The 12,699-nt window shown below is 38.7% G+C and carries 11 protein-coding genes; 1 reads left to right on the forward strand and 10 read right to left on the reverse strand.

Features of this window, described 5'->3' with window-relative positions; genetic code table 11:
- Positions 1 to 15 precede the first annotated feature (15 nt).
- From AC1WHX_RS06140 to nfo, 8 genes are all read right to left on the reverse strand, one after another.
- On the reverse strand, positions 16 to 2,451 hold the full coding sequence (locus AC1WHX_RS06140) for a glycoside hydrolase family 95 protein (RefSeq protein ID WP_302545363.1): 2,436 nt from the start codon (positions 2,449 to 2,451) through the stop codon (positions 16 to 18).
- 165 nt (positions 2,452 to 2,616) lie between these two features.
- Complete coding sequence (locus AC1WHX_RS06145; RefSeq protein ID WP_302545240.1) at positions 2,617 to 5,424, reverse strand: M16 family metallopeptidase; 2,808 nt, start codon at positions 5,422 to 5,424, stop codon at positions 2,617 to 2,619.
- Between the two features lie 30 nt (positions 5,425 to 5,454).
- Positions 5,455 to 6,033 carry a response regulator transcription factor gene (locus tag AC1WHX_RS06150; protein WP_009319356.1) on the reverse strand — a complete coding sequence of 193 codons (579 nt, stop codon included), beginning with the start codon at positions 6,031 to 6,033 and terminating at the stop codon, positions 5,455 to 5,457.
- Between the two features lie 15 nt (positions 6,034 to 6,048).
- Positions 6,049 to 6,759, reverse strand: a complete 711-nt coding sequence (locus AC1WHX_RS06155) for a hypothetical protein (RefSeq protein WP_022390008.1) — start codon at positions 6,757 to 6,759, stop codon at positions 6,049 to 6,051.
- 37 nt (positions 6,760 to 6,796) lie between these two features.
- Positions 6,797 to 7,336 carry a 5-formyltetrahydrofolate cyclo-ligase gene (locus AC1WHX_RS06160; RefSeq protein ID WP_022390009.1) on the reverse strand — a complete coding sequence of 180 codons (540 nt, stop codon included), beginning with the start codon at positions 7,334 to 7,336 and terminating at the stop codon, positions 6,797 to 6,799.
- 11 nt (positions 7,337 to 7,347) lie between these two features.
- On the reverse strand, positions 7,348 to 8,982 hold the full coding sequence (locus tag AC1WHX_RS06165) for a S41 family peptidase (protein ID WP_022600990.1): 1,635 nt from the start codon (positions 8,980 to 8,982) through the stop codon (positions 7,348 to 7,350).
- A 64-nt stretch (positions 8,983 to 9,046) separates the two neighbouring features.
- Positions 9,047 to 9,475, reverse strand: coding sequence for a deoxycytidylate deaminase (locus tag AC1WHX_RS06170; protein WP_031258503.1), 429 nt, complete (start codon positions 9,473 to 9,475; stop codon positions 9,047 to 9,049).
- 100 nt (positions 9,476 to 9,575) lie between these two features.
- Entirely contained in the window at positions 9,576 to 10,415 is an 840-nt protein-coding gene (gene nfo / locus AC1WHX_RS06175) for a deoxyribonuclease IV (protein ID WP_009319361.1), read from the reverse strand.
- A 210-nt stretch (positions 10,416 to 10,625) separates the two neighbouring features.
- On the opposite strand from nfo, the gene AC1WHX_RS06180 reads away from it, so the two are divergent.
- Entirely contained in the window at positions 10,626 to 11,375 is a 750-nt protein-coding gene (locus AC1WHX_RS06180; protein WP_122337214.1) for an RNA methyltransferase, read from the forward strand.
- 1 nt (position 11,376) lies between these two features.
- Here AC1WHX_RS06180 and mazG read toward each other — a convergent pair whose 3' ends face one another.
- Both mazG and AC1WHX_RS06190 read right to left on the reverse strand, forming a co-directional pair.
- Positions 11,377 to 12,168 (reverse strand): nucleoside triphosphate pyrophosphohydrolase, encoded by a 792-nt coding sequence (mazG, locus tag AC1WHX_RS06185; protein ID WP_022390013.1) that lies wholly within the window; start codon positions 12,166 to 12,168, stop codon positions 11,377 to 11,379.
- Positions 12,165 to 12,699: thioredoxin family protein (locus AC1WHX_RS06190; RefSeq protein WP_481228999.1), on the reverse strand; the 535-nt coding region annotated here is incomplete at its 5' end. The genes mazG and AC1WHX_RS06190, both read right to left, overlap by 4 nt.

A 12,699-nucleotide genomic window follows, 5' to 3' on the forward strand; every position in this document is an offset into this window, starting at 1 on the left:
TTATAATGATTGTTATTAATGTTTCCCGTCTCGCTCTACTTCGTAAGTCTTTCCGGGTTCTGTCATTATATCATATTCATACACTTTGTATAATAGAGGATATTGGGGATTGATTTTCGGAGAAATTAAGGGAGTTTTTATGTTTGCCGTTTGGTAAAGGGGGTTAGGGTTATTACCTTTGGCCGGCTTTATTCCGTCTCCTTTTAAAGGAACGTAAGAGCGAATTCGCAGGTTTCCTCCGAGCTTTGATAATATACGGGCTTTATTGAGTTGTACACCGTCCCAGTCCATACTGACTTCAAAACCTCCGCGTGCCATAAGGCCGTTTACACTTCCTTTGCGCCACACATCGGGTAAGGCCGGCAACAAATGTACAGCCCCGTCGTGACTTTGTAGTAACATTTCGGCTACACCGGCCGTATATCCGAAGTTCCCGTCTATTTGGAAAGGTGGATGTGCATCAAAGAGATTCGGGTATGTTCTTCCGTCATTATTACCCTTTTCTACCAGCATCAACATGTTTTGTATGATTTTGTAGGCGTGGTTACCGTCTAGCAAACGTGCCCATAAATTAATTTTCCATCCGATAGACCAGCCTGTCGCTTTATCGCCTCTGTAAACTAAAGAGTTGCGGGCAGCTTGGAAAAGTTCGGGATGATTGTACGGTGAAATTTGATTGCTGGGATATAGACCGTATAGATGTGAAACGTGACGGTGGTCATTATTGGGATCATCTACGTCTTGAAGCCATTCTTGTAATTGGTTATACTGGCCGATTTGCATAGGAGCAAGGCGATCTATCATATTTTGCAATTTATTGCAGTAATCCGCATCTCCATTTAATATTTTAGTTGCTTGCAAGGCGTTTGAGAGAGCGTCGAATGCGATCTGATTGTCCATCGTGCAACCGGCTACGATAGAGTTACCGTTACCTCTCGGTCCATGTTCCGGAGAACTTGACGGTACGGTTACCATCCATTTATATGTCGGGTGTTCTGTCAAAAAATCGAGGAAAAAATCGGCAACGCCTTTTAGTGCCGGGTAAACATCTTGCAGATATTCCTTATCTCCGGTGTAAAGATAATGTTGCCAGACGTGTTGAGAGAGCCAAGCTCCACCATTGGGCCATACATAATCTGCACCATCGACAGGGCCGCAGCTGCGCCATAAGTCTGTATTGTGGTGTGTTACCCATCCGTTGCAACCGTACATCTCTTTTGCAGTCTCTTGTCCGCTTACTGAAAGCTCTTTAACCATTTGGATCAGAGGTTCATGTGTTTCACTAAGATTGGTTACTTCTGCAGGCCAGTAATTCATCTCTGTATTGATGTTTATCGTGTATTTACCGTCCCACGGAGCTTGTAATTTTTCGTTCCAGATTCCTTGAAGATTTGCCGGTTGACCTCCGGGTTGGGATGAAGATATGAGTAAATAGCGTCCGAACTGGAACATTAGTACGGCGAGTGAAACATCATTCCCGTTTTTAAAATTTTTTACTCGTAAATGGGTCTCTTCTTGTGCCTCTTTAGACGTGCCGAGATCCAATGTTACTCGATCGAATTGCTTTTTGTAGTAAGCAATGTGATCGGCCAAAGCTTTTTCATAAGGTTTCTTTAGTGCTGCTTTCATATAAGCGTCTGCACGTTTATGCTCATTTGCACTTACATCATTGTAATTAACAAAGTTTGTAGCGGCTGAAATATAGATAGTAGCGGTCGTTGCATCGGAAACTGAAATTTTATTGTCCGAAGTTTTTACTTTGCCGTCTGTCGTTTTTATGAATGTCTGGTTTTCAAGTCGGATAACACCGGGCACGCCTTCATGATCAGCACCTTTTCCTGATAGAATTAATTTTCCCTTTTGGGTGAAAACGGTGTGTTTTAACGGTGATACATAGTCGGCTGTAAAGTTCAAAGCACCTTGTTTATCACTAGTGATTTGCATGATTACTACATTATCGGCAAATGACGTAAATAACTCTCGTGTATAGGTTACACCGTTTACTTTGTAACGAGTGGTAGCAACAGCTCTTGTTAAATCTAAGTCTCGGTAGTAATCTGTGTAATTTTCATGTCCGTCAAAATGTAACTTTAAACTTCCTATGGTTTGGTAAGGCATTCCGTTGCGGGGAGTCCTGAATTTTTTTTCCATGATCGGTTTGGCCTCTTTTGATTTACCTTCGAAAATGAGACGTCGTACTTCTGGCAGAATGTCTTTTGCTTCCGGATTGTCATTGCGGTGTGGGCCGCCTCCCCATACAGTCTCTTCATTTAGTTGAATTTCTTCGTTATCTGGAATTCCGTAGACCATTGCTCCCAGTCGGGAATTTCCTAAGGGTAAAGCTTCGACCCATTGTGTCGCAGGCTGTTTGTACCATAGCTTTAGATTTTCAGCTTTTACCAGAAGAGCGCACATGATTAGAAAAGTGCTTGATAGAAAAATCTTTTTCATGATAGTGTGTGTTATGTAAATATTATGTGTTTTTATAAATTCGACGGGAATAGATTGTCCGGAGGCGAATTTAAGAATAAAAAATGAAATATAAGAACGCCATGCCTCAGAAAAACAAGGCATGGTGCTTTTGTAATAGTTGTTATTTTATGAGGTGTTAGAAACTTATTCTTGTACACCTTTCATCGAAACTTCAATAAATGCGGCTTTTGAAAATAACTTTTTCATTAATTTTTGGATACTTTCCGGAGTCTGTTTTTTTACAATATCTTCGAATCCCGACATATTATCAATACCGTACCGGTTATATGTATTGATTACTCCTAACCAGTATTTATTTTCATGCAAATTTTCCGTATGACTTTTCAGCATGTATTCTTTTACTTTATTGAAATCTTTTTCCGAAGGTCCTTCATTTATGGTCTTTTCCAATTCAGAAATAGCTCGTTTCTGGAGTTTCTCTTGCATTTCGGGATTTGTGTCGAATCCGAAAAGGAACATCCACGTGTCTGTTTCTTTAGAGAGGACAGACTGAGTCCCGACACCGTATGTTCCGCCCTCTTCCTCCCGAATGGTCGCAGTATAAACAATATCCATAATTTGGTCGAACATGTTCAGTTTTATGTTGTTTTCCAAAGAGTATTTACATTTGCCTACATACGCCCCATATACTGTTGAAGTCAGAGTCTGCATGGGTTTTTCAAAATGGTTAGTATAATTATCCATGCGAATTCCCACTTTATCCGTACCCGGTTTTTCTTTGCTGTATGTAGATGGGAGAGAAGCAATGTATTTTTCTACCAGCGGTTTCAGTTCTTTCTCATCAATATTTCCGACAAACGTAAATGTGAAATCAGAAGCGTCTCCAAACCGTTCTTTCCATATTTGCAATATCCTGTCATAGTCGGTCTGGTCTATTTCTTCAGGTTTCAGACTCATTTTTCTCGGGTTTTCTTTATATAAAGCGACATTGAGAGAATCTTTGAAGGCTGCACGAGGATTGGCGCTGGCATTTTTCAACATGTCCTTTATTTTGCTTTTCCATGCTTCTACAGCTTCTGGATCTTTATGCTGATCTGTAAATGAGAGATAAAGCAACTGCATTAATGTAACCAAATCTTTAGGAGTAGAACTTCCGTTAACGATTTCAGAGCGGTCGTCCAGTCCTATGCTCAGAGATACGTTTTTTCCGGCCAATACTTTTTTTAGATCTATGTTATTAAAGTTTCCTAATCCTCCCAAATCTATAATATTATTGAATATTTTAAGGTTGGGAATATCTTTGTCTTCGTATAACAGATTTCCGCCTTTGCTGATGCCGGTCATTAAAATTTCGTCATCTTTAAACGTCGTTGGTTTAATAACGACTTTAGCACCGTTTGATAGAGTCCATATCGTTGTACCGAATTTTTTGTCGGTAGTCGTTTTTATTATGCTTCCGGCTTTAGGTTCGTGGCTGATTAACGGTTCGTTCGAAACTTTATCGGTATAGGGTTGAAGTTCCTCATTTTTAATCTCTTTTAAAAGAGTCAGTATTTCTGCTTCCGATGGATATGAAACTCCGTCTTTTTCTGGTCCGGTAATAGTAACTACGATATTTTCTTCTCCGATAAGGTCTTGTATGTATTTGTTTACTTGTTCGATACCGGTAGAAGCAGCGACTTTATTTAAAAGCATATAGTCGGTTTCGATACCGCATATTGATCCTCCATCTGTAAAATGGCTGACATATTCTTCAACATAAGAATTATTCTTTTGCTTTTCCCGTTCTTTATACATACTTTCGATCATACTCAACAGATTAGCCTTTGCCCGTTCATATTCCGATTCGGTGAACCCAAATCGGTTTACACGTTCGGTTTCTTGGAGAAGAGCCTTAAGTGCTTTTTGAGTTTCTCCCTCTTTACTGACAGCCATAGTCGTAAATGCATCCATTGTTTTGGAAACAATAAAATTTGCGTCATAGCTGTATGCAGACATGAAAGGGGCATTCGGCTTTTCTGATATTTCTTTTAGACGATCGTTCAGCATCATTGAAGTGACCGATTTAAGGTAAATACCGGCAATACCCGCAATAGTAGCTTTCAGCTCTTTGGTCATAGGTTTGTGTTTGTAATATACGGTCACTTGACTACCTGTAGCTTCTTTATCTTTTGCAATGGCGATAATCGGTTCTTTATTGTCGGGGACGGTATAGTAGATTCGTTCGGCAGCATTTTCCGGTTTGGGAATGGCATTGAAAATTTCCTTTAGTTTTTTTTCTGTTTTATCTGCATCTATATCTCCTACAATAATAATTCCTTGTAAGTCGGGACGATACCATTTGTGATAATAATCTTTTAATGTTTGGTAAGGAAAGTTCATAACTATATCCATTGTCCCGATAGGCATACGGTTGGCATATTGGCTACCTGCGAATACCTGTGGAATAAGTTTTTCGAGAATACGCATGTTGGCGTTGGTTCGGGTTCTCCATTCTTCTCTAATTACCCCCCGTTCTTCATCGATTTCTTTGTCTTCCAAGGCAATGGCATTAGACCAGTCGTGTAAGATGAGCAGACATGAATCAACGATACCTTCACGGTTTACAGGAACATTTGATATGTTATAAACCGTCTCATCGAATGATGTATATGCATTTACGTCTGTTCCGAATTTTACTCCATTCGATTCTAAATAATTCAGCATCGATTTGCCTGGAAAATTTTTACTTCCGTTAAAGGCCATGTGTTCCAGAAAATGAGCAAGACCTCTTTGGCTGTCGTTTTCTAATATCGAACCGACGTTTTGTGCGATATAAAATTCGGCTCTATTTTTAGGAAATGCGTTATGACGAATATAATAGGTCAGCCCGTTTTCCAGTTTTCCATATTTAACTTTCGGGTCGATAGGCAGAGTGGCCATTTGTTGGGCATACGTTATCAGCCCGAATACTGTCAATAAAATAAATGTTGTTACACTGCGTAATTTCATTACTTTCTTATTTTAATTAATAATTTTCATTTATTCAATTTCTGCAGAAGAAACATATCCGTTCATCATCGCATAAAAACTGAGTCCGGACACACTTTTTATTCCCAATTTGGCTGTGATGTTTTTTCTGTGACTCAAGACCGTATTGATACTGATATTGAGTCGGTCTGCAATCTCTTTGTTAAGAAATCCTTGTGCTATAAGTTGTAGTACTTCTATTTCTCTGGGGGACAGTTCTTCCTGACTTTCGTTCGAAAATTTTTGACATGTGCGTTCGATCAGGTTTTGTAATTGTTCGATCAAAGAGTTTTGTTCTGAGCGTATGCAAAGCTGGTATTCTATATTTGAAAAGTCCGTTTGCGGATAACTACAGTCTGTCAGCAGAATGGTTTTCCCTTTACGCGGAAGGAAAAAATCATAATGGAGCAGAAATGTATCCGGAAATGTGAAGTATAAATCATATTTCTCCGGAGATTCTGATAAGAAATATTCGGTATCGGTATATACCGTGATATTCCCGGCAGAAAAATAATCGGTTAGAATTTGTTTCAATCCGATATTGATCAATGTAACAGGAGAGATAATCGCAATATCTTTATTATGTAACATTAAGCCTGATTCGTTTTAATTGTCGTTTTTTCCTCGTTTCATAGCTTCATTCATCGGTAACAAAATTCTGTTGCGAATGCGGTTATGTTGTTTTATATCTTTTTCAAGCGTATAAATCGCGAAAATTACCCCATAGCAGAGGTTCGGATCTATCGTCCCGGACAAATGCATAACGAACAAACTGGTGAGATCATGAAGCTTTTCTTCTAAAGAGTTTTGCTCATCATACGATCCTTTTGTCGGAAGTTTTATTCCATCGGGACGTTGGTTGCCTATTTTTTCAGACAGTAGTTTTATTTCGGGAAACCATACAGCCCGGTCATGCTCGATACGGCTCAATAACTCATTTTTCACTTTCAGAAAAAATTGATGTATCAATTCGAGATTGTTTCCCGAAGTCCCACTGTGCTGAATGAGCGAATTGAAATGTCGCTCAATATTAGGTAACTGAAAGCACTCATAATAAATGTTGGTTTTTGTCAGATAGTCCACTATTTGAGTCGCACAAAACGTTTTTAGCCTGTTTTCCGGAAAAAACTCTTCATTGATGAATGTGTTTAGTATTGTGAGAAAGAAATCCGTATCGAGAGAATTTTCTTCACAAACCGAGCGGATACTCTTGTCTCCTATACCTAATGTGATCCCGAACCGGTTTAATACGGGTATCAATGTCGGTTCGTGCAATATGATGTCGCAGAGCTTCATATCTGCATATACTAAAGGCATATTCTTTAATTATTAGAAAGTTTAAATATTCACACAGTTATATGATTCCCGATTCCGTGATTATGTAGTCCATCGGAATATCATGTTTCTCTACAGGCAAAAAGTCTGTAATCTGACAATCGTAACAGATTCCTATTTTGCATGTTTCAACTTGTGATAGTAACCTGTCGTAATATCCTTTGCCTCGTCCCAGCCGATTACGTTTTTTGTCGAAAGCGACTCCCGGAATAATGATCATATCTATAACCGAAAGATCGGTAATTCTGTCTCCTTGAGACTCGATGATTCCGTAACGTCCTGTTTTGAGTTTTTCCGGATGATAATTTCTGATTATCAGATTGTCCCCTTTTACGGCTGGAAGTAAGAGGCGTTTATCTTCTTTCCATAATCTCAAAAAAGAAGAAGTATCTACTTCATCCGGTAAAGAATGATATAAAAGAATCGTTTTTGCCTGTTTAAATTCCGGCAACTGTTCTATACGACATCTGATCTGTTCCGAGAATCGGGTTCGCTCTTCTGCCGTTATATTTTTTTTTAGGTCTTTTATGCTCATTCTGATGTCAGACTTCTTGCACATGACTTTATTTTTTATTTATCAGGTATTTCCGGAAAACCTTTATTTTCATCAAGAATATCTACTGCTTTCAGAAATGTTTTATCTTCCAGCATCAATATCGGATAAAATGCTTCATCTCCCAATAAATTCCGGGCTATATAAGCATGTAATTGGTTATTTATTATTTTTCGGGAAATATTAATATATACCGGACGGGGTTTTACTCCTTTTGATGCGGCATATATAACAAACTCATCAAGTAAAGGTTTCCGTTTCAAATATTGCAATAGACTTCCGTAATCTTTAAATTGAGATAGTTCTTTTCTGTGTTTATTCGTATATTCCAGAGCGAACTGATAAATAATACCGTTATTTACGACATTGTTCAGGTAGGACGTAATACCGATTGTATCTCGGGGTACGAATATGTCCGGCATAATACCGCCTCCGCCATATACAATGCGTCCGTTTCGAGTTTCGTAGCTTAAGGAATCGTTTAGCTTGATGCTGTCTTTTGTATCAAATTCTCCATGCAAGAAACGGTTCATCAGATCTTGATTGTAATCTTCTATATCCCCCATCTTATACTCTTTTTGTATCGATCTTCCGGAAGGGGTATAATATCTGGCGATGGTCAAGCGTATAGCCGATCCATCGGAAAAAGGAATCTGCTGTTGTACCAGTCCTTTCCCGAATGAACGTCTTCCTACTATCGTGCCGCGGTCATTATCTTGAATTGCTCCTGCAAAAATTTCGCTTGCAGATGCAGACCATTCATCCATAAGTACGACCATTTGATTATTTTGAAAAGCCCCTGTCCCGTCCGAGTAGGCTTCGTTTCCTTCACTGCGGGGAAAAGCCTTTCCTTCGGTATATACAATCAATTGGTCTTTGGGAAGAAACTCATTAACCATTTTAATTGCGGCATCCATGTATCCTCCTGTATTGCCCCGTAAATCGATAATATATCGGTCAGCACCTTCCTTTCGCAATTTAGCCAAAGCATTCATAAATTCATTGTAAGTATTACGCCCGAATTTACTGATCTTCAGATATCCTGTTTTGTCATTTATTTTGAATGATACATCTACGCTATTGACAGGAATGTCGCCTCGAGTGATGGTAAAATTAAGCAGTTTCTTTGCCGATGAACGTTTTATACCTAAATCAACTTTAGAGTCTTTTAGACCTCTCAGCTTCTTCATTACTTTATCCATAGGTTCTACGCTTTTACCCACAAAAACCGTATCGTTGATCGTAACAATTCGGTCTCCCGGGAGAATCCCTGCTTTTTCTGATGGTCCGCCGGGTATAACACTGACTACCGTAATCGTATCGTTCAATATACTGAATTGTATGCCGATACCGCTGAAGCTTCCCTCCAGTTCTTCATTTACGCTGAGCAGATCTTTGGCTGGAATATATGCAGAATGGGGATCTAATTCTCCGATAATTTTAGGCATTGCGTTTTCTACCAGCTTGTTGATATTTACTGTATCGACATATTGACTTTGGATGATGCTCAATAGAGTTTCTATTTTATTCTGTTTTGCAAAAATACGAGAACCTATTGTACTGGCTTGATGGTAAAAACGTCCTATACAAATTCCCAAAACGATACTTATTGCAATGATAAAAGGAAGCCAGATTGCGGTTTTTTTCTTCATAATCGATATTACCTGTAAAACTTCTATATATTAATTTAAGAGTCTGCTTTTAATGTTGGTTTCACTATTTGACCTCAACAAAATCAACTTCTATTCCGGCTTTTTTTAAGAGGTCTATTCCATCATTCAGTCTATAATATTCTGAAAAAACGACTCGGCGTATTCCGGATTGAATGATCAGTTTGGCACATTCTATGCATGGTGAAGATGTGACATATAGGGTTGCTCCATCACTGCTATTATTCGATCGTGCGACTTTCGTGATTGCGTTTGCTTCGGCATGTAAAACGTATGGGTATGTACGGTCGTTTTCGTCTTCGCAAACATTTTCAAATCCTGCAGGAGTTCCGTTATATCCGTCCGATATTATCATTTTTTCTTTAACGATAAGCGCTCCGACTTTTCTGCGTTTACAATATGAATTTTCCGCCCAAATAAGAGCCATACGTATATAACGTTTGTCCAATGTTAATTGTTTATCTTCCGAGTTCATCTTTTCTATATTAAAATTCGGATATATTTCCACCAATTTTATGCAAATGTACGTCTTTTTAGCTATATATCATTTTTTTTCTCCTAAATAAACCCAAATTTTATATCTGTTCTTTTAGCCATTGAATTTCTTCTGCCCAGATCGATTCATCAGGAGTTTCGAGAATCAGCGGAATATTATCCATTCGAGGGTCTTGCATGATGCGGCGGAACAATTCTTTTCCGAGAATGCCTTTCCCTAAACTGTCATGTCTGTCTACATGAGATCCTAAACCTTTTTTAGAATCGTTAAGATGCATTCCTCGTAAATATTTGAATCCGATGATTTCATCAAATTTTCGGAAAGTCGCTTCATAACTTTCTTCGGTCGTGAGGTCATATCCTCCGGCTATGGTATGGCACGTATCTATGCATACGCCGACACGGCTTTTGTCTTCTACTTTATCTATAATATAGGCGAGATGCTCGAATGCATAACCGACATTAGATCCTTGTCCTGCTGTATTTTCTATTACGGCCGTTACATCGTGTGTCGCATCCAATGTCATATTGATAGAGTCAGCAATGCGGTCGAGACATGTTTCGAGCGATATTTCTTTCAAATGGCTTCCCGGATGGAAGTTCAATAGTCGCAGGCCTAACTGTTCGCAACGTTGCATTTCGTCAAGGAAAGCTTCTCTTGATTTTTCGATTCCTTCGTTCGTAGGGTGTCCGAGGTTAATCAAATAACTGTCATGCGGTAATATTTGTGCTGCTGTATAATTATATTTTTCGCATCGTTCATGAAATAAATCGATGCTTTCTCTGGAAAGCGGTGAAGATTTCCATTGCCTTTGATTTTTTGTAAATAAGGCAAATGCCGTAGCTCCTATCTTAAATGCGTTTTCCGGTGCATTTTCTACACCTCCCGAAGCGCTTACGTGTGCTCCTATATATTTCATAAATATCGAATTTTAAGTTTGATAATAAATACAAATTTACACTTTTCTATTGGATATTGAAGCCTTCTATGCTATTTTCATTCAGAAATGGAAAAAGATTCTTTATCTTTGAAACGGTAAATAACATGAATGTATTTTTAGAACCTGTTTGAATTTCGTTCGGGTTGTTAAAAAGTGATTGAAAATCGCTTATTTGTATGTATCTGATATATGTTGAGTAAAAATAAAATAAAATTTGTCCATTCTCTTGAGCAGAAAAAAGCTCGACGGGAAACAGCATGTTTCGTTGCCGAAGGAAATAAATTGGTAAATGATACGATAAGAAGTTTTGATTGCAGATTATTGGTTGCAACGGCTTCTTGGCTTGAGGAGCATCCGGGATTAAGGGCTGAAGAAATTATAGAAGTGTCTTCGGAAGAGATCAAAAAGGTGTCATTGCAGAAGACCCCGCAAGACGTAATTGCCGTTTATCGTATTCCTGATTATTCTATAAATTTCGAGAGTTTGGACGGATGTCTCTCTATTGCTTTAGATACGGTACAAGATCCGGGAAATATGGGGACAATTATCCGTTTGGCAGATTGGTATGGTATTGAGAATATTTTTTGTTCTTTGGGTTGTGCAGATATATATAATCCTAAGACCGTACAGGCGACAATGGGGGCCTTGGCGAGAGTGAAGGTTTGTTACGTAGATTTAAAGGATCTTTTTGAAACGGTAAAGATTCCGGTTTATGGAACGTTCTTGAATGGTGAAGATATATATAAGTCTGAGTTGACTTCACATGGAATTATTGTGATGGGAAATGAAGGGAAAGGCATATCTGAAAATTTAGAACGTTGTATTTCAAAACGTCTTTTTATTCCTAATTATCCGCAGGGAAGGGAAACGACGGAATCCCTTAATGTCGCGATTGCAACTGCCATTGTTTGTGCAGAATTCCGTCGTCGTATGCGATAAATTATAAGCCTTTTTTCTTCGCTTCATCCCAAATCGCATCCATTTCGGACAAAGTCATGTCTTTTAAGTTGCGTCCTTGTTGAATTGTGTGCTGTTCGAGATAGTTAAAACGACGTATGAATTTTTGATTCGTACGTTCCAACGCATTTTCCGGATTGATTTTATATAGACGTCCGGCGTTGATGATGCTGAATAATAGATCTCCGAATTCAGCCTCCATCTTGTCTGTTTCCATATTTTCGATTTCGGTCTGTAACTCTTGAAATTCTTCTTTTACTTTTTCCCACACTTGACTGCGTTCTTCCCAGTCGAACCCGACATTTCTTGCTTTGTCTTGAATGCGGTGAGCCTTGACCATTGCCGGAAGAGCCGAAGGTACTCCTTCAAGAACAGTCTTATTTCCGCCTTTCTCTTTTAGCTTTAACTGTTCCCAGTTTTGTTCTACTTGATTAGAGGTTGCAGCATCGGTGTCTCCGAATACATGAGGGTGTCTGTAAATCAGTTTATCACATAATGAATGACATACGTCAGCTATATCGAATTGATCTTTTTCTTCAGCTATTTTCGCATAAAATGCAATATGTAATAAAACATCTCCCAATTCTTTACGAATGCCGTCGATATCGTTTTTTATGATTGCATCGCATAATTCATAAGTTTCTTCTATTGTATTTGTTCGTAAGCTTTCATTAGTCTGCTTCTTGTCCCACGGACATTTTTCTCTTAATTCATCCAGAATGTCCAGAAAGCGGCCGAATGCCTCCATCTTTTCCTCTTTACTATGTTTCGTCATTTTAATTGTTGTTTAAAACGGTTCAGACCGTTATTTAAGAAATTTATATATTGTTTTATATCGATACTATAGCCGTATGCAGAACTTAAAGGGTTGCCTTTGGGAGTAAGAATTACTTGGTAAGGTTGGGATTCGCTTCCGAATTTTATTTGTTGCAAAGCTTGCCATTTTTCTCCGAAAGTCGTAATTTTCGTCGGTTTCCCGTCGATAGAAATGATTTCTGCTTTTGGGAGTTTGGTTTTGTCATCTACCATTAGTCGTATGACGACGAATTCTTGATCGAGCAAGTGTTTGATGCGTGGATAAGTCCACACCGAAGCTTCCATTTTCCGGCTTTCTGCACAGCCATATCCGGAAAATTCGAGTAATACGGGTTTCTCGGAATTTTTGGCGTATTCCATACCTTCATTATAGTTGTCGAAATGATTGCCGAAATCTTTTGTGTAAAGATTGAAGTCTTGTGCATAGAGAGGAGGAACTAAAGCCCCTATTTCTTTTAATGGAGCACCCAAAAGACCCGGTACCATGTAC

The sequence above is a fragment of the Coprobacter sp. genome (assembly GCF_982436375.1).